We start from the raw sequence: 19,664 nt of genomic DNA on the forward strand, positions 1-19,664 counted from the left end.
ATATGAGAAAAAAATTTTTATTTGTATTATGTTTTGTATGCGGAATAATTTCATCTTATTCTCAAGAAAAATATAAGGCATATATTGTGTCTAATGCCCATCTTGATACTCAATGGAATTGGGATGTCCGTACTACAATTAATGAGTATTTAAAAAATACCTTATTACGTAATTTTTATTTGTTTGAACATTATCCTAATTATATTTTTAATTTTGAGGGAGGAATTAAATACAGTTGGATGAAAGAATATTATCCGATGGAGTATGAGTTAGTAAAGAAATATATTAGGGAGGGACGTTGGCATATCGCTGGTAGCTCTTGGGATGCGAATGATACCAATATCCCTTCTCCTGAGTCATTCTTTCGTAATATTCTTTTGGGACAACATTTTTATGAGCAAGAGTTTGGTATAAAGTCAAAAGATATATTTTTGCCTGATTGTTTTGGTTTTAGTTATACACTTCCTACTATAGCATCTCATTGTGGATTAATAGGATTTTCAACACAAAAGTTACAATGGAGACATAACAATATGCATGGAAACTCAAAAATGCCTTTTAATATAGGTCTATGGAAAGGAGTTGATGGATCTTGTATTATGGCTGCTTTAAATGCAAAAACTTATGTTCATGAATGGAATAATTATGATATAAGTAAGGATGATGATTTGATTAATATGGCAGAAAAGGATGTTAATAATATTGTGTACCGTTATTATGGAACTGGAGATAAAGGAGGTTCAGCAAGTATTAATTCTGTTGTATCTATAGAAAAAGGGGTAAAAGGAAGCGGACCAGTAGAGATTATTAGTGCAACATCTGATCTGTTATATAAAGATTATATGCCATTTAAACAACACAGTGAATTACCTGTTTATGACGGAGAGTTATTAATGGATGTTCATGGAACGGGATGTTATACTTCACAAGCTGCAATGAAATTGTATAATAGGAGTAATGAACAATTGGGAGATGCTGCAGAACGTATATCTGTAATGGCAGACTATATTGATGGAATAAAATATCCATCTGATTTGTTGACAGAAGCATGGAGACGTTTTATTTGGCATCAATTTCATGATGATCTTACAGGTACGAGTATTAATGATGCATATAGGTATTCTTGGAATGATGAATTAATATCCCAAACGCAATTTAATGATATTATTTGTACTGGAGTTGGAGCATTAGCGTCATGTTTGGATACTCGTGTAAAGGGTAATTCCATTATTGTTTATAATGCAATGGGTGCTGATAGAAAAGAAATAGCTGAGGCTTATATAAATGTAAAAGATAAGCCTATTGGAGTATGCGTGTTTAATGCATCGGGTAAAGAAGTTCCAGCTCAATTGTTAGACTGGAATAATGGAAAGGCCCATATCGCTTTTAGTGCTTCTGTGTCATCTTTAAGTTGCTCTGTATATTCAGTACAATTTAAGCAAAACAAAATGAACTCTCCTTTAAGAGTGACTAAAAACACATTAGAAAATAGGATTTATAGATTAGCTATAAATGAAAATGGTGATATAGTCTCTATTTTTGATAAACGTTTCAATATGGAATTGGTAGAACCAGGGAAGGCTTTTCGTTTAGCTTTATTGCTTGGAAATGATTCAGAGGAATGGCCGTCATGGGAGATTCTTAAAAAAACAATAGATAAAAAAGGCATAGGAATTGATCAGAATGTTAGAATTAGTATTGGGCAACAAGGCCGATGTTATGCCTCTTTGAGAATTGAACGCTATTATAATGATTCTAAATTTGTGCAATATATTCGTATGAGTGATGGAGCTAATGATGAAAGAATTGATATAATAAATGAGGTGGATTGGTTTACGAAAGATGCTGTCTTGAAAGCTGAATTTCCTATGAATGTAAAAAATAAAGAAGCTGTGTATGATTTAGGTCTAGGTACAATAAAAAGAGGTAATAATACAGAAAAAGCCTATGAGGTATGTGCACAACAATGGGCTGATATTACAGCGCCAGATAACAGTTATGGAATTTCTATCTTGAATAATTGTAAATATGGTTGGGATAAGCCGAATGATAATACATTACGCTTAACATTATTTCATTCTCCTAAAACTAAAAAAAGATATAAACATCATGAACAACAAGATTTTGGTCATCATACTTTTACATATTCGATTGTTGGGCACCGTAATGAGGCATTACAAGCTAATATAAGTCATTTGGCAGAATCTTTAAATAATCAATTGGCTGTTTTTAATACTCCTAAACATAAAGGTGTTTTAGGTCACGAATACTCATTCGTAAAAGTTAATACTCCACAAGTCGCAATTCGTTCATTAAAGAAGTCGGATTATGATAATTTTTATATTATACGTTTATACGAAATGCAAGGACGTGAAGTTGAAAATGTAGAGATTGCTTTTCCTGTTGATGTTGAAGAAGCTTATGAAACAAATGGACTTGAGGAAAAGATTGGAGATGTTATTGTTCATGATAACAAATTATGTTTTAATATGACCTCATACAGTCCTAAAACATTTGCTGTCAGATTGAAGAAAGGAAATTTTAAACAGCCTAAAGTAAATAATATTTCTCTTAGTTTACCATTTAATGATAAAGCATTTACTCCTGATAACTTCGGTTATACAGTTTCATTTGATAATAAAGGTAACAGTTTCGCTTCAGAACTTATAGAAGATACTTTAGTTTATGATAATATACCTTTCAAAATAGCAAATTATGAAAGTAACAATATAATAAAATGTAAAGGAGATACTATTTTTTTACCAAAGAATGCTTCTGGAAGAAAAATTTATATATTAGCAACATCAATAAGTAATGATAGTAAAGCCATATTTCGTATAGATGAAAAATCATATGAATTAAATGTTCCTTATTATTCTGGATTTTATGCTCAATGGGGGCAGAAAGATGTAAGTAAAGGATATATACAAAAAGAAACTCTTGCTTACGTAGGATCACATCGGCATTCCCCAAATGGTAACGATCCCTATATTTATACCTACATATATAAATATTGTATAAAGTTACCAGAAAAGGCTAATATGTTAGTGCTTCCTAAAAATGAAAATATTGCAGTGTTTGCTATTACTCTATCAGATAATTATATAGATGATATCTCATTTGCTAATGAGATTCGAGCATTACCATAAAGCAATAAGAATATTATGAAGTATTGAAAGGCAGTCTCAAAATAAACCTTGAGGCTGCCTTGTTATGTATTAGTATGGTTATTATCTGATAGCAATAAAATGTTTTGAATTGCTTTTTTCTATTATAAGATGAATAAATAACTATCCCAAATGATGAAATTATCAATAAGGTAACAATTTCAGTAGAGGGTAACTCTGTTGCTACATGTATCTGATTATGGAGAATTATGTTGTAATAAATAAAATTTTTTGGTCATAAAGAGAGTTCAAAAGAGTATTTTAATTGATCGTTTAATATAATTATACTGCTATTCATTAGGTAAGAATTCCTTTTTATTCGTATTAATAATAAAAAGACATTTTTTATGATTTAATTATTGTCCGATGAAAAAAATATTATTGCTAACACTGCTTTTATCTTCATTATTGGGAATGACGTATGCTGGAAACAAGTCCAGACTTCTATATACTGACAATCTTGTTTCTGCGGCGAAGGAAAAAGTTAAGAACGATTCGTTGATGCAACGTGCATGGAATGATATCAAGTCCGTGGCTGATGCTCAGCTGAAACGTAACTCAGTTACAAACTCGATTATCTCTCTCTGGCATATATAATGACAGGGGACAAGACATATTCGGATAAGATAATATCTGTTCTTAAAGGAGTAATCAGGAATAAGGCGTGGGCAAGTTCAGAGATGCTTAGCCGCAAACCGGCATGGCGCTCCGACCTGGGTGTGGCTCATAAAGCTTATATGACTGCGATAGGCTACAATACTGTTTATAATGATATGTCGGCTTCTGACCGCAAGCAGATAGCTGAAGCTCTATACAGATTGGGCGTGGAACCTTTGCTTGGAGACTGGATTATGGAGCCGTCGCGCATTCATTCCCTTAATTCCATGGGACACAACTGGTGGACATCGTGTGTCTGCATGGGAGGTATTCTTGCTTTAAGTATTCAGAATGAAGTGCCTCAGGCTAAGGCCGGTGCCGATGCAGTATATGACGTGCTGCCCGAATGGTTCCTGTTTGCCGGTGATGTGCTTCAACACAAGCCTAAGACTTTTGATGAGGCTGGAGGTATGTATGAAAGTCTGAACTATGCCAATTTCGGTATTCAGGAGGCTCTACAGTTCTATATCGCATGGGGAAACATTAACGGTCAGAAACAGCTTCCGGAACTATCTCATTTTGATAAGATATGCGATTATTTCATGCATGTGTGCTATCCGCGTACAGGCATGCTCTACAGCCTTAACTTTGGCGACAGTCATAAGAATATTTCAGCCGAAAGCAGTCTGATGCTTCTTTATTCGCTTGGAGTGAAGGATGAAAATATGCTTTGGTATATAAGACAGGTGGAGCAGGGACAGCATCGCGACGGATATTTCCTTAACAAGCCTATGGGCTTCCTTTATACACCTGATTTGAGCAAGGCACCTGAACTTCCCGAGCAGAAGACATCGCAATTGTTCTCGGATTTCGGATGGGCTACAATGCGTACTTCATGGGAGAAGGATGCTACAATGCTTGCCATAAAGAGCGGTCATACATGGAACCATTCGCACGCCGATGCCAATTCTTTCATCCTTTTCCATAAGGGAGTTGATATTATCAAAGATGCAGGCAATTGCTGGTATCCTAAACCGGAATACCGTAACTATTTCTTCCAGAGCCAGGCTCATAATGTCGTGTTGTTCAATGGTCAGGGACAGTCACGCGAGCAGCAGTATAACGGCTCGTCGCTGAGGGGAAATATGTATAATCTGCTCGATGCCGGAAATATCAGATATGTAATGTCGGACGGTACCGGACCTGTGTCGGATAATTTCAGCCGTAACTTCCGCCATTTCCTCTGGATGGACAATGTGATATATATGATTGACGACCTCAAGACTCATACATACGGCGATTTTGAATGGTTGTGGCATCCGGGTGGCGAGATCAGGAAGAGTGGGGCAGACCTTACCGTAACTAACGGTGACGCTTCGGTGGTGATACGCCCTCTTTACCCGCGATTGCTGGCTCTTTCAGATTTCGTACATGACTATCCTGAAGATCTTTATTGGGAGATTGTTGAGGCTCCGCATGAGGACCTGAACGGTAAGACAGAGAAATATTATTCTTTCCATTTGCCTGGTAAGTTCAACCGAGTGAAAGGCCTTACTGCGATAATCCTTAAGGACAGTGTGAATCAGAAAGAGTTGCCTGTCATGGAAAGACGTGAGGGCAAGGACTGGATAGGGCTGAGAGTTAAATATAACGGCAAGGTCACAGACCTGTATATCAACCAGCTTGCCGACGGCAGACTGATGCACAGCAATTCATGGATAGAAGCCGACGGATGGACTACAGATGCATATATGTTTGCTGTGACATACAAGGAAGGAGATAAACCTTCTTCTGCAAAGGAAATGTTTGTATGCTACGGCAGCGCGTTAAGACGCGGAAAAGACTCATATTTCTCTTCTATGTCCAAGCTTTTTGTCATAAAGAAAGAAGACAGAAACGGATGGAAACTGTGGATGCAGGGACAGCCTTATATGAACGCCTCGTTCGGTGGAGCGTCTGTCCGTCCGTCAAAACTTTGGGTTAATGATTCTGAATCCAAGTTCACTTATACAAACAAGTCCGTTAAGGTCAGAATAAATAACTGATTAAATATGGTCAGGTACTGTTACTGAAATCTTGAAAAACAAATAATAAATATCATGAAAGGAAAAATATTAACAATAGCATTATCTTTACTAACCTTACAAACAGTAAATTCACAGTCTGTATATCCCGGTATGTTTGAGTCTGAACAAAAAATAAATGCCGGTATAGAATATCCTGTGAAGTGTTTTAATCTGAACGATGTCCGTCTTCTGCCAAGCAGATTTAAAGAAAATATGGACAGAGACTCTGTATGGATGGTTTCAATAGACGTAAACAGACTGTTGCATAGCTTTCGTACTACAGCCGGTGTATTTGCCGGTCGTGAAGGAGGTTATATGACAGTAGAAAAGCTGGGAGGATGGGAGTCGCTTGACTGTGAGCTTAGAGGACATATTACAGGCCATATACTTTCTGCCTATTCATTGATGTATGCTGCGACTGGCAGTGAAGTCTTCAAGTTAAAAGGGGATAGTCTGGTGAACGGATTGTCTGAAGTACAGAAGGTATATGGCACCGGATATTTAAGTGCCTTTCCCGAAGAGCTGATTAATAGAAATATTCGTGGAACAAGTGTTTGGGCCCCTTGGTACACACTCCATAAAATACTCTCGGGGCTTATTGACCAATATCTTTATTCAGGTAATAGTCAGGCTTTAAATTTAGCTCAGGGTATGGCAAATTGGGCATATGCTAAACTACATAATTTAGATGACGGTGTCCGTAGAAAAATGATAAGGAACGAGTTCGGAGGTATAAATGAGTCATTTTATAATTTGTATGCTTTGACTGGGAATGATGATTACAGATGGCTTGCTACTTTCTTTTATCATAATGATGTTATCGATCCATTGAAAAAAAGAATTGATGATCTTGGAACGAAACATACTAATACTTTTATACCTAAGGTCTTGGCTGAAGCCAGAAATTATGAACTTACTGGAGATATAGCAAGTAAGAATCTTTCAGAGTTCTTCTGGAAGACAATGATAGACAAACATACATTTGCTCCTGGATGCAGCAGTGATAAGGAACATTTTTTTGATACAAATAGGTTTTCTGAACACATTTCAGGATATACCGGTGAAACTTGTTGTACATATAATATGCTGAAACTGAGCAAGCATTTGTTCTGTTGGAATGCTACATCTGATATTGCCGATTACTATGAACGGGCTTTGTATAATCATATACTAGGCCAGCAGGATCCCAAGACAGGAATGGTGGCATATTTCCTGCCATTGAAAACCGGTAGCCATAAGGTTTACAGTACTCCATTCAATTCATTCTGGTGTTGTGTTGGCAGTGGGTTTGAAAGTCATGCCAAGTATGCCGAAAGTATATATTTTCATAACGATAAAGGAGTGTTCGTAAATTTGTTTATTCCTTCAGTATTGTCATGGAAGGAAAAAAATGTAGAAATAACCCAGCTTACTGATTTTCCATATAAGGATGAAGTACATTTTAAGATAGCGACTGAAGAACCTTCACCATTTACTGTGTATCTGAGGCATCCTTCATGGAGTAAAAATGTAGATGTAAAGATTAATGGTAAAAAAATACGTGTCAGAACAAACAGTAACGGTTATATAGAGATTGAACGGACGTGGAAAAGTGGTGATGAGATATTTGTCAAGTACCATATGGATCTGCATTGGGAATATACACCGGATAATAAGAATATCGCGGCATTGCTGTATGGTCCTGTAGTATTGGCTGGTAAATTGGGTACTGAAGGAATGAAAGCCCCTGCTCCATATTCAAATCCGAAACTGTATAACGATTATTATACTTATGATTATAATATTCCGGAGAATATTGAAAATAAGGCCATTGTCAAAAGTATAAAACCTGAAAGAAGTTTTGTGAAGAAGGGCGACGGATTGAAGTTTATCTCTGATAAAGGTGTTGAATTAGAACCTTTATTTGATGTTCACAGACAGAGATATGCTGTGTATTGGAAAATAGAAGAATGATATAAAAAATAGAAGAATACCATGAAGAAAATATTATTCCAGATAATGCTGCTCCTTTGTGCGGCATACAGTTTTGCCGGAGAATGGCAATGGAGTGTAGTTGTTAAAGGTATGGTCTCATCCGAGACAGACAGAAATCCTGAAGCTTTTCTGTGGTTGCCTCCGAAAGCAGACCGGATAAAGGCTGTTGTAGTAGGTCAGCACAATATGTCGGAAGAAACGTTGTTCGAAATGGACTGTTTCAGACAGAAACTGGCCGAAATGGGAGTGGGTATGATATGGATTACTCCCGGACTTGATCAGCAGTGGAAGGTAGAGACCGGAGTACAAAAGGCATTTGAGGCTATGATGAACGATTTTGCTGCTGTCAGTGGATACGATGAACTGAAATATGTACCAATCGTACCGCTCGGCCATTCTGCCATGGCTACATATCCGTGGAACTTTGCGGCATGGAATCCGGAAAGGACTCTGGCTATAGTCTCGCTTCATGGTGATGCGCCGCGTACAAACCTCTGCGGATACGGCAGAGAGAACCTTGAGTGGGGACGTACAAGAAATATCGATGGCATACCAGGATTGATGATAGAAGGAGAATATGAATGGTGGGAAGCTAGGGTTAATCCTGCCCTGGCTTTCAGGATGAAATATCCCGAGAGCTGCATTTCTTTCCTTTGTGATACCGGAAGAGGACATTTCGATGTCTCTGTCCCGACATCCGAATATATAGCCCTTTTTATCAGAAAAACCATTGAATGGCGTTATCCTGACGATGCCCAGAAGGATAAGCCTGTATCTCTGAAAAAAGTTGACGTTAAATCAGGATGGCTGGCAGAACGCTGGTGGGGAGATAAGGCAAAACGTCCTAAGGCTGCTCCATACAATAAATATAAAGGCGATGCCCACGATGCCTTCTGGTATTTCGATGAGGAAATGGCCGCACTTACTGAGGAGAGATACAGACAGCACCGTAACAAGAAAATGCAGTATATAGGCTTCATGCAAAATGGTGAACTTACCGGGTATAATCCTGCTTCGCACGAAAAAGTATCGTTGAAGTTCAATCCTCAGTCCGACGGACTGACTTTCACTCTGACTCCTGTATATACTGACTCGTTAAGGACTGAACTTAGCAGTGAGAATTCCGGCGGAAAAATCACTATGCATAGAATCTGCGGTCCTGTAGAGGTGATTAATGATACTACTTTCAGAGTAAGTTTCTACAGAATGGGAATGCACAATTCGCGCCGTACCGCCGATATATGGCTGCTGGCAGAAAACGGAGGAGACAAGAAGTATAAAAGCTGTGTGCAGCAGCTCAATCTTCGCATCCCTTACAGAAACACCGTGGGCAGACGCCAGTATATACTTTTCCCGGGAATAGAAGATATATCAGTTGATACCAGGGAAGTAAAACTCAATGCAGTATCCGATTGCGGACTGCCGGTCTCATATTATGTGAAAAGTGGTCCTGCCGTTGTGGAAGGAGATATATTGAAAATCACAGATATTCCTGTCAGGGCAAAACTTCCTATTGAAATTACTGTCGTGGCATGGCAATACGGTATCGGTGGTAAAGTATGTACTGCCGAACCTGTTGAAAGGGATTTCTTTTTGGGAATTTAAAATATGAAGATAGTTTTGTCCTGAAGGATTGAATAATTCAGTTGGAAACATGTGTAATGAATGTCTGATGAATGTCTGATGAACATATAGTGAACGTTCACTATATGTTCATTGTGCTTAATGTTTCAGGCATCCGACAGGCACAACGTAAATTCCATCTTCCGGGCGTCGATAGGCATATTCACCTGTAGCGGTTAGAATCATTTTAAACGCCGGGGCATTCATGCGTGTCGTGTCTATTTGATTACCCAACAGATTAAGAGTGTTGGCACCATCATTAATCAGAGATTGACCTCCCAATTTTATTTCTATTAATCCATATTGTCCGTTTCGTAAATGAATCACTGCGTCACATTCCAATCCATTCTTGTCGCGATAATGATATACTTTCCCATTCAAGGCTTCCGCATATACACGCAAATCTCTTACGCACAGGGCCTCGAAAAAGAATCCCATTGTGTTTAAGTCATTCATTAAATCAGCAGGGCCCATTCCCAAAGCGGCGATGGCTATTGACGGATCAACAAAGTAACGAGTGTCTGATGTACGTATTGCGGTTTTTGAACGTAGATTTGGGTTCCATGCCGGCATATCCTCTACTACGAAAATCTTTCTAAGCACTTCAAGATAGGAGCTGATTGTATCTTCATTTAATGTTGCCGAATCATTGTTCTTCAAATCCTCATATAGAGTTGCTATTGAAGCCTGGGTACCTTGATGACGGGCATAAGATCGCATTAAACGCTGTACTCTTTCAGATGTGCGTTTCACTCCATCGACCTTTGTTACGTCTTCTTTAGTAACAGCGTCATAATAATCGAAGGCTTGTTCCAATGCTTCTTCTTTTGGTAATCCTACAGCCATAGGCCAGCCTCCACGGCAAATCAGGAACGCAATATCCTGTAATTTCAAATCATTTTTAGCCAATATCTTTTCAGGAGAGGTAAACAGGTTGTTAAGACTCACACTTCCATTGGATTCTCCGGATTCAAATAAACTCATCGGTCGCATTGTTAGCCATGCAAACCGACCTGTGCCGGAATGTTCCCTTTCTTCTTTATTAGTGACGGCTGAACCGGTAAGAATAAATTGTCCCATTTTTCTGCGATGGTCAATTGTATAACGTACAGCATCCCATAATTTAGGGACTGTCTGCCATTCGTCGATAAGCATTGGGGGATTACCGGCAAGAGCGGTATCAGTATCTATTTCCAGCATATTCTTAAAATGTTCCTTTACGTCGGGACGTGACAGCATAATTTTACTGGCGGCAAATTCTTCGGCCGTAGTTGTTTTGCCACACCATTTGGGACCTTCTATCAATACCGCACCTCTAGCCTGCAGCTTTTTTATCAACAGGTCGTCCATTATTCTATGTCTGTACCATTTCATATTCTAATACATTTATAATATATGCAAATATAGCGATATTTTGTAAATTCGGTAATTTGGCGTTAATTTATTCGGTAGTTTGGCGTTAATTTATTCGGTAGTTTGGCACAATATAAGAAAAAATACATTTCCATTGAGTGTATTCCACAACTTGTTCGTACTATTAATAAAAACATAGGATAAAATGATGAAGAAAGGATTACTGTTACCATTTATGGCATTTGCCGTAAGTACGGCATTGTATGCAGAGAAAAGCACTACGTTGGAATTGACATCTCCCGGAGGTGTACATAAAGTGAAGTTCTATGGCAAGACATCCGCATCGGGTGCCAACGGCCTTTATTATACAGTCGATTTCAAGGACAAGAGTGTCCTTAAGGAGTCAAAAGCCGGACTGCATGTCGATAACCGCGTGTGGGAAATGGCTCTCGGAAAGAGAACTCTTCAGCAGCCGGAATGCTGGATGGACAATATGGAAATCGACTCTGTGTCTTACTCGTCACACAGCGGCGAATGGACACCTGTGTATGGCGAACGCAGTCTGGTGAAGGACAATTACACTGCCGGAGTGGTATATATGTCGAAAAAGGACAAGTCGAAATACCGCCTGAATGTAGAAGTGAGAGCATACGATGAGGGAGTGGCTTTCCGTTATTTCTTTCCCGAACATCCGGATGCCATATTCCACAAGGTGACAGACGACCTTACTGAATATTCTTTTGCCGACGGTACTATGGCATGGAGCGAGCAGTGGGCGCAGGGATGGTTTGAACATCTTGATGTGAACGGTCTTACAAATCCTGTGGAAAGAGCTTTAACTCTTGAACTGCCGAACGGCCTTTGGGCAGCTCTTACAGATGCCGATGTTGACGACTGGTGTCTTACCAAATATCAGGCTTCTGCCGAGAAACGCAGCACGTTGAAGTCGGTTATGTACAGCCCTGTGGATATAGTTACCTATTATGCCACTCCATGGAAGATTGTAATGACAGCCGAGAAACCTGGGCAGCTGATAGAACATAATTATATCATCGAAAATCTTAACCCAGCCTGTGAGATAAAAGATACTTCATGGATCAAGCCGGGTAAGATTATGCGTTCTGTTGAGGTTACAACGCAGGGTGGATTGGCTACAATTGATTTTTGTGCAGAACATAATATTCCATACATGCTTTATGATTGGAAATGGTATGAACCATGTACCTCACACGATGGTGACGCCACAAAGGTAGTTCCCCATGTCGATATGAAAAAGGTGATTGAACACGGAAAGGAAAAAGGCGTCGGAGTATGGTTGTACGTTAACCAGCATGCCTTGCAGAAACAGATGCGCGAACTCTTCCCTTTGCTCAAGGAATGGGGAGTAGTGGGAGTGAAATCCGGCTTCGTACAGTATGCAAGCCACCGCTGGGCGGTATGGTTGCACGATATGGTACGTCTGGCTGCCGAGAACAAACTGATGATGAACATCCACGACGAGTTCCGCCCTTCAGGATTCAGCCGTACATACCCTAACCTCCTTACTCAGGAAGGCATTCACGGAAATGAGGAATTCCCTGATGCTACACACAATACAATCTTGCCGTTTACCCGTATGATTAACGGCGCCGCCGATTACACTATCTGTTATTACGACAAGAGACTGAAAAATACTCATGCACATCAGTTGGCGTTATCGCTGATTATGTACAGCCCGCTTCAGACAATTTTCTGGTATGACAAACCTGCACTTTACGGAGGTGAACCGGAGATAGAATGGTTTGAAAACCTTAAGACTGTATTTGACGAGTCAAGAGTGTTGGACGGTACTCCGGGTAAGAATATCACTATGGCACGCCGCAGTGGTGAAGAATGGTTCGTCGGTATGATTACCAATAACGACGGCTCGGACGAAGTACTTGACCTTTCATTCCTTGACAAGGACAAGACATATCTGGCTTGCGTTTATACCGATGGCGGAGAAGCTGTGAAGACAAAAACACACGTGAAATGCTCATACTTCCTTGTCAACTCTTCGCAGAACATTAAGTTCGGACTTAATCCTAAGGGTGGTGCAGCAGTCAGACTATATCCTGTTGATAAGGCTGCACAAAAGGGATATAAGAAATATAACGGAAGAAAATTATAAAAAAGTTGATCTTTGATTAGGTATAAATACTTTCTCATTCGTATTAATGATAAAAGATTGTTGGTAGGTTTCTGCTTTTCATAATATAGAAAGGTTATTAACGGTATTGTTTTTTTAAGGTAAAAGGATTGTTTTTCATTTAGTTCCAACAACTAACAACTAATAACATTTACGATGAGAAAGTATTTTTTGTTTATAGCTTTTATTTCTTCAGCCGTTTTGCTGAACGCCCAATATAAGTCGGAAGTCTGGGTGGCTGACAAGGGTGACGGTACATACGTCAATCCTGTATTGCATGCCGATTATTCCGATCCGGACGTATGTGCCGTCGATGGGCATTATTATATGACGGCGTCCAGTTTCAATTGTACTCCGGGACTTCCGATACTTCATTCGGAAGATCTGGTAAACTGGGAAATAATAAACTATGCCATAAAGGATGTCGAGCCTTTCGACTTTTTCTCTAAGCCACAGCATGGCAAAGGCGTATGGGCTCCTTCAATCCGTCATCATAATGGTGAGTTCTACATTTACTGGGGCGATCCTGACTTCGGTATCTTTATGGTAAAGACAAAAGATATTTACGGAGAATGGGATAAACCAGTTCTTGTAAAGGCAGGAAAGGGGATGATAGATCCATGTCCGTTATGGGATGACGATGGCAAGGTATATCTTGCGCATGCATGGGCAGGCAGCAGGGCGAAATTCAACAGTGTCATTACTGTGTGTGAGATGAACAGCGAAGGTACGGCTATAGTCTCCAATCCGGTGTTGGCATTTGATGGAAACGATGGGACAAATCATACTATAGAAGGGGCAAAATTCTATAAACACAATGGGTATTACTACATATTTGCACCAGCAGGAGGGGTAGCCACAGGATGGCAGCTTGTTTTGAGGTCAAAGAATGTGTTCGGACCGTACGAATCTAAGATTGTAATGTCGCAAGGCAAGACAGATATAAACGGACCGCATCAAGGCGCATGGGTTGACATACCTTCAGGAGAAGCGTGGTTCCTTCACTTCCAGGACAAGGGAGCATACGGAAGAGTATTGCATCTCAATCCAATGGAATGGAAATCAGACTGGCCGGTAATAGGCGTTGATACTGATGGCGACGGGTGTGGAGAACCGGTACATGAATACCGCAAACCTAATATAGGTAAGACTGTCGGTATAGTAACTCCTGCCGAAAGTGATGAGTTTAACTCCACCGAATTGGGATTGCAGTGGCAATGGCATGCCAACTATCAGGATACATTCGGCTTTACCACAAATATGGGGTATATGAGGATTTACAGCCATATCCTGTCACCGGAATTTGTCAATTTCTGGGAAGTGCCTAATTTGCTTCTTCAGAAGTTCCCGGCAGAAGAGTTTACTGCCACTACAAAACTGAAAGTATCTGCAAAGGACGACGGGCAGATGTCAGGACTCATAGTCATGGGATGGGATTACGCATATCTTGGAGTTGAAAAATCAGGCGAAGGCTTTATTCTTAAATATGTACAGTGTAAGGATGCAGAGCAGAAGACTCCGGAAAAGACAAGTGTAGTAGGCATGCTCGATAAATGCAGGACCTTCGAAGCCGGACTTTATCCTAATTATGAGATAGACATATATCTGAGGGTAAAGGTTGAGGCCGGTGGAAAATGTTCTTTCTATTACAGTACAGACGGAAAACGCTTTCACAACGTGGGTGATACATTCATCGCACGTCAGGGGAAATGGATTGGAGCTAAGGTCGGTCTGTTCAGTGTAGCTCCATATGGTAAAGAACGTGGTTGGGTAGATGCCGATTGGTTCAGAATTAATTAAAAAAGTTACAAGGCTTCAGTTACAAGTTGACAAGGTTTTTAGATACTAGATACCAGATACTAGGAGACCTTGTCAACTCGTCAACTTGTCAACTCGTTAACTAATAATACATACATAAATATGAAAGTAAACAAAATTATCGCAGGCTTGGGGATGGCAATGCTTACTGCCTGCAGCCTTACCCCATCGCAGCCGATTGATGTTGACAGTGCATTGGAATATTGCGACGGTCAGATTAAGAAAACTCTAAATGACTTACATTCAGCAGACAGCATTGATTATACAATGATGCCACGCAACATCATGAAAGGGGAGACACAGTGGAATTTGCGTAAGGCAACAAAAGAAGAATGGACAGCAGGTTTCTGGCCTGGAGTCTTGTGGTATGATTATGAAGCTACACAGAACGACAGCATACGTCTGGAAGCAGAGAAGTTTACAGAATCGCTCTCTTTCCTTGCAGAAATCCCGGCATACGATCATGACCTTGGGTTTCTTGTATTCTGCAGCTATGGTAACGGTTACCGTCTTACCTCAAATCCGGAGTATAAACGTGTGATACTGGCTGTATCCGACAGTCTTGCCACACTTTACAGACCTAAGGTAGGAACAATTCTGTCATGGCCGCGCAATGTTGAAATGTTTGGCGGTCATAACACTATCATGGACAATATGATAAATCTTGAAATGCTGTTCTGGGCTGCAAAGAATGGCGGTAATAAAAAACTTTATGATATAGCCGTATCGCACGCTGACAAGACAATGCAGAATCAGTTCCGCGATGATTATACATCATATCATGTGGCAGTTTATGATACCTTGACAGGAGAATGTATCAACCGTTGCACGCATCAGGGTTATGCCGACAACAGTATGTGGGCCCGCGGTCAGGCATGGGCTATATATGGTTACACAGTTGTTTATCGTGAGACAAAAGATCCGAAATATCTTGACTTTGCAGAAAAAGTGACTAAGGTTTATCTCGACCGCTTGCCTGAGGACTATATCCCTTATTGGGATTTCAGTGCACCGGGAATTCCTGATGCTCCACGTGATGCTTCTGCTGCGTGTGTCGTAGCTTCCGCACTGCTTGAAATGTCAACTTTCTTTACCGGCGAAAAGTCAGCTACGTACAAGGATGCCGCTGTTAGAATGTTGGCAAGTCTTGATTCAGATAAATACAGAGGTGGTGAAACCAATCATTCTCTTCTGCTTCACTCTACAGGACACTGGCCTGCAGGATCCGAGATAGATGCTTCTATCATCTATGCGGACTATTATTATATGGAAGCTTTGTTGAGGCTGAAGAAACTTAATGAAGGTAAGTCTATTTATTGATAAATACACATAAGTTGCGGCAAGGATTATCTTTGCCGTAATTTTTTTATCTGTATCTTTCAACTATCTCCATAATATCCTTGCCATATTTCTCCACAGTCTTCTTGCCGATACATTTGACGCGGAGAAGTTCGCGCTCATTCTTGGGAAGTAGGTTAGACAGGCCGATAATGGCTTTCTGCTGGAGCACTGTATATGCCGGCAGTCCTTGGTCGGCAGCCTCTTTTCTGCGCCATTCCACCAGTGCACGATACAGTTCCATATTTCCGATGTCGCTGCTTTCAAACGGAATTTTCTTTTCTGTTTTTTCACGTTTTTTGCCTGCTGTGGCTTTTGTCTCTTCCATACTTAGTATGGCACGTTTGCGAAGAAAATCCTGTACGTGGAAACCTTTGTCGTGTACATGCTCCATGAGGGCACACTTTATTCTTACTGCATCCGTCAGTTCTTCGAATGCCGTTTCTATTCTTTTCCTTATTTCCTTGTTGTCTGATGTTATGTCCGTACTGTCCAGCAAGTCCTGAAGTGGCCTGAGCATCTCGGCAAAATATTGTGATGCGCTGTATATGCGGTCCTGAAGCGCTTTGTCCGTCTCGCAGTCGGAGGCCAGTGCGGTCATACGCGTGTATTGGTTTTCGAATTTGGAACTAACTTCCGTTATAGACTGTTTGAAGCGCTCGGCTTCATTCTTATACATCTCAAGCTGTTTGGGATATGTCCTGTACAGATGTTCGTCTATAAGCCTGATATAATGGTTGAGTGATATTTCCATCTGTCTGAATCCGAATAGCTGTTTCAGCAGGTCAGTGAAATACGCTCTTTGCATGGCAGAGCATTGCTCCATGGTAGGAGTGGTTTTGCGTTGTTCGTCGGTAAACGAGTCTATCACCCTGTCGCTTATCACAGCTCCTGCAGAGATTGGCGAACTGAGTACCAGGCCTTCAAGAGTGCGGCATCGGCTCAGTGCGACATATGCCTGACCGTGTGCAAAGGATGATGACACGTCTATTATAGCTTTGTCGAATGTAAGTCCTTGACTCTTGTGGACTGTTATCGCCCATGCCAGTTTCAGAGGGTACTGCCTGAATGTGCCTTCCACCTCTTCCACTATCTCTTTTGTCTCTTCGTCCAGGGTGTATTTGGCATTTGCCCATTCGGCTTCTTCAAGATTGACTCTCGTGCCTGTTTCGTTTATAGTCACTTCTATTCCTTCATTCGAAATATTTGTAATGAGGCCTATAGTTCCGTTGGCATAACGGTGCATACCCGATATGTCGTTCTTCACGAACATCACCTGTGCGCCTTTCTTCAACTCCAGTTCAAGTTCGGTAGGGTATGAATAATCCGGAAAATTTCCCTCTATGGTAGCCTTGAACTTATAGCTGCGTGTAGGAAGTTCGTCCAGTTTTCTTTGGTTTATCTGCTGTGCCTGCGCGTTGTGTGTAGTGAGGCGGATATATCCGTCGTCGTTATTAGGATTGAAGCCGGGTATATATCTGCTGTTCAGTTCTCTTATATCATTGCTTGTGCAGCGGTTTTCCCTTATGGCATTCAGCAGTGAGAGGAAGTGAGTGTCGCTCTGTCGATATACTTTCTTTAGTTCTATGGTGCAGAAAGAAGTCTCTTTGAGCGCATGGCTTGAGAAGAAATACGGCGAGTCGTAGTATTCCGAAAGCATCTGCCACTCGTCGTTCTTGGCTACGGGTGGAAGCTGCTGTATGTCTCCTATCAGGAGAAGTTGCACTCCGCCGAACGGCTTGCTGTTTCGTCTGAAGCGTCGAAGCACATCGTCTATGGCATCCAGAAGGTCGGCACGAACCATACTTATCTCGTCTATCACAAGCAGGTCGATACTTCGCATGATATTCAGCTTCTCCTTTCCGAAGCGGAAGCGGTATTTGGCATCACCTCCGAAAGCAGTTCCCGGAATGTACGGTGCAAAAGGTAGTTGGAAGAAAGAGTGTATAGTCATTCCTCCTGCATTGATTGCGGCTATACCGGTAGGTGCAAGGATAATCATTCTCTTGGGAGATTCTTTTACCAGTGTCCTCAGGAATGTGGTTTTACCTGTACCGGCTTTTCCTGTCAGGAATATGTTTGTACCTGTCTGTGCTATCAGTGTATTGGCGAGTTCGAGTTCCGGATTTGTATTCATGTGCTATTCGCTTTAATTAAAGTCTATATGGCAAATATAGTCTATTTGTTTATTTCACAAACCGATAAAATTCATTTTTATTTTATCTATAAATATAACTTGTAATTATATAGACGAACCATATTGCTAATTTCTTATTTCGGGTAAATCCCTTATTTTTACCGTAACAGTCATGAAATAAGCACAAAAAATATTAACTTTACGCCGAAATTTCAATTTAACAAAAATGGCCATTATCATTAAGAAAGTCAGGACGAAGAAAGATTTTCGCACTTTCATTCGTCTCAATTATGAATTATACAAAAACAATCCTTATTCCGTACCTGATTTGTACGACGACATGGTGAACACTCTAAGCAAGGACAAGAATGCCGCATTCGAGTTCTGTGAGGCTGAATATTTCCTTGCATTTAAGGATGACAAACCGGTGGGTCGTGTAGCAGCCATTATCAATAACCGTGCCAACGAGACATGGAACAAGAAAGAGGTACGTTTCGGTTGGATTGACTTTATCGACGACGCGGAGGTGTCGAAAGCTCTTATCGATGAAGTGGAAAAATGGGGCAAGGAAAGAGGTATGGAATATATGGTAGGTCCGCTTGGATTTACCGATATGGATCCTGAAGGAATGCTTATAGAGGGATTCGACCAGCTGAGTACCATGGCAACTATATATAATTACCCATATTATCCTGTCCATATTGAGAAACTTGGTCTCGAAAAGGAAGCAGACTGGGTGGAATTCAAACTCAAAGTGCCTGAAAAACTCCCTGAAAAGTTTGTACGTATATCAGAAATAATTCTTCAGAAATATAATCTCAAGATCAAGAAGCTCACCCGTAAGGAACTGAAAGAAAAGAATTACGGTCAGAGAATATTCGATCTTATCAATGAGGCTTATGCTCCGCTTTATGGTTTCTCAAAGATGACTCAGGGACAGATAGACCAGTACATAAAGATGTATCTGCCTGTGATAGACCTGCGTATGGTGTCGCTTGTGGAAGATGCCCAAGGTGAGCTGGTGGCAGTAGGTATATCAATGCCTTCATTGTCTGTAGCTCTTCAGAAAGCTAAGGGAAAGATGCTGCCTTTCGGATGGTGGCACTTGCTTAAAGCCCTGTTTATCAAGAAACCTAAGATACTTGATTTGCTGCTCGTAGGAGTGAAGCAGGAATATCAGAGCAAGGGTGTGAATGCGTTGCTGTTCTACGATCTTGTACCGGTATATAAGGAAATGGGATTCGAATACGGAGAAAGTAATCCTGAACTGGAAGACAATAAGAAAGTACAGTCGCAGTGGAGTGCATTCGAACCTGTACAGCACAAGCGTCGTCGCGCTTATAAGAGAAAAATAAATTGATACAGTTGACAAGTTGACTAGGTACTAGATACTAGGGGAACCTGGTCAACTGGTAACTCGTCAA

Annotated in this window: 9 protein-coding genes and 1 pseudogene; 8 read left to right on the top strand and 2 right to left on the bottom strand. The window is 40.6% G+C overall.

Going from position 1 to position 19,664, the window contains the following annotated elements; translation table 11 throughout:
* Nucleotides 1–2 precede the first annotated feature (2 nt).
* From H6A61_RS07560 to H6A61_RS07575, 4 genes and pseudogenes are all read left to right on the top strand, one after another.
* On the top strand, nt 3–3,149 hold the full coding sequence (locus H6A61_RS07560) for an alpha-mannosidase (RefSeq protein ID WP_204392558.1): 3,147 nt from the start codon (nt 3–5) through the stop codon (nt 3,147–3,149).
* A 384-nt stretch (nt 3,150–3,533) separates the two neighbouring features.
* Nucleotides 3,534–5,809: pseudogene (locus tag H6A61_RS07565) on the top strand (heparinase II/III domain-containing protein).
* 54 nt (nt 5,810–5,863) lie between these two features.
* On the top strand, nt 5,864–7,783 hold the full coding sequence (locus tag H6A61_RS07570; protein ID WP_204392561.1) for a glycoside hydrolase family 127 protein: 1,920 nt from the start codon (nt 5,864–5,866) through the stop codon (nt 7,781–7,783).
* Between the two features lie 21 nt (nt 7,784–7,804).
* A complete protein-coding gene (locus H6A61_RS07575; RefSeq protein WP_204392563.1) occupies nt 7,805–9,409 on the top strand; it encodes a hypothetical protein in 1,605 nt (534 codons plus the stop codon).
* 117 nt (nt 9,410–9,526) lie between these two features.
* Here H6A61_RS07575 and H6A61_RS07580 read toward each other — a convergent pair whose 3' ends face one another.
* Entirely contained in the window at nt 9,527–10,801 is a 1,275-nt protein-coding gene (locus tag H6A61_RS07580; RefSeq protein ID WP_204392565.1) for an ATP-binding protein, read from the bottom strand.
* Between the two features lie 187 nt (nt 10,802–10,988).
* Between H6A61_RS07580 and H6A61_RS07585 the strand changes: the two genes are divergently transcribed.
* The 3 genes from H6A61_RS07585 (at nt 10,989) to H6A61_RS07595 (ending at nt 16,085) form a co-directional block, all read left to right on the top strand.
* Nucleotides 10,989–12,929: a glycoside hydrolase family 97 protein gene (locus tag H6A61_RS07585; RefSeq protein WP_204392604.1), complete on the top strand. Its 1,941-nt coding sequence runs from the start codon at nt 10,989–10,991 to the stop codon at nt 12,927–12,929.
* A gap of 174 nt (nt 12,930–13,103) precedes the next feature.
* Nucleotides 13,104–14,747: a glycoside hydrolase family 43 protein gene (locus H6A61_RS07590; protein WP_204392567.1), complete on the top strand. Its 1,644-nt coding sequence runs from the start codon at nt 13,104–13,106 to the stop codon at nt 14,745–14,747.
* 120 nt (nt 14,748–14,867) lie between these two features.
* Nucleotides 14,868–16,085: a glycoside hydrolase family 88 protein gene (locus H6A61_RS07595; RefSeq protein WP_204392569.1), complete on the top strand. Its 1,218-nt coding sequence runs from the start codon at nt 14,868–14,870 to the stop codon at nt 16,083–16,085.
* Between the two features lie 46 nt (nt 16,086–16,131).
* Here H6A61_RS07595 and H6A61_RS07600 read toward each other — a convergent pair whose 3' ends face one another.
* Entirely contained in the window at nt 16,132–18,240 is a 2,109-nt protein-coding gene (locus tag H6A61_RS07600; protein ID WP_204392571.1) for an HRDC domain-containing protein, read from the bottom strand.
* Nucleotides 18,241–18,466: 226 nt separating this feature from the next.
* Between H6A61_RS07600 and H6A61_RS07605 the strand changes: the two genes are divergently transcribed.
* Nucleotides 18,467–19,600 (top strand): N-acetyltransferase, encoded by a 1,134-nt coding sequence (locus H6A61_RS07605; protein ID WP_204392573.1) that lies wholly within the window; start codon nt 18,467–18,469, stop codon nt 19,598–19,600.
* The last annotated feature ends 64 nt before the right edge of the window (nt 19,601–19,664 follow it).

Origin of the sequence: Bacteroides caecigallinarum (assembly GCF_016901995.1) — a bacterium.
GTDB lineage: Bacteria > Bacteroidota > Bacteroidia > Bacteroidales > Bacteroidaceae > Phocaeicola > Phocaeicola cellulolyticus.

Bases quoted from the DNA above. Each gene is read 5' to 3' on its own strand.
- H6A61_RS07590 (WP_204392567.1), top strand. From the start codon at position 13,104: ATGAGAAAGTATTTTTTGTTTATAGCTTTTATTTCTTCAGCCGTTTTG.
- H6A61_RS07595 (WP_204392569.1), top strand. From the start codon at position 14,868: ATGAAAGTAAACAAAATTATCGCAGGCTTGGGGATGGCAATGCTTACT.
- H6A61_RS07580 (WP_204392565.1), bottom strand. From the start codon at position 10,801: ATGAAATGGTACAGACATAGAATAATGGACGACCTGTTGATAAAAAAG.
- H6A61_RS07605 (WP_204392573.1), top strand. From the start codon at position 18,467: ATGGCCATTATCATTAAGAAAGTCAGGACGAAGAAAGATTTTCGCACT.
- H6A61_RS07585 (WP_204392604.1), top strand. From the start codon at position 10,989: ATGAAGAAAGGATTACTGTTACCATTTATGGCATTTGCCGTAAGTACG.
- H6A61_RS07575 (WP_204392563.1), top strand. From the start codon at position 7,805: ATGAAGAAAATATTATTCCAGATAATGCTGCTCCTTTGTGCGGCATAC.
- H6A61_RS07600 (WP_204392571.1), bottom strand. From the start codon at position 18,240: ATGAATACAAATCCGGAACTCGAACTCGCCAATACACTGATAGCACAG.
- H6A61_RS07560 (WP_204392558.1), top strand. From the start codon at position 3: ATGAGAAAAAAATTTTTATTTGTATTATGTTTTGTATGCGGAATAATT.
- H6A61_RS07570 (WP_204392561.1), top strand. From the start codon at position 5,864: ATGAAAGGAAAAATATTAACAATAGCATTATCTTTACTAACCTTACAA.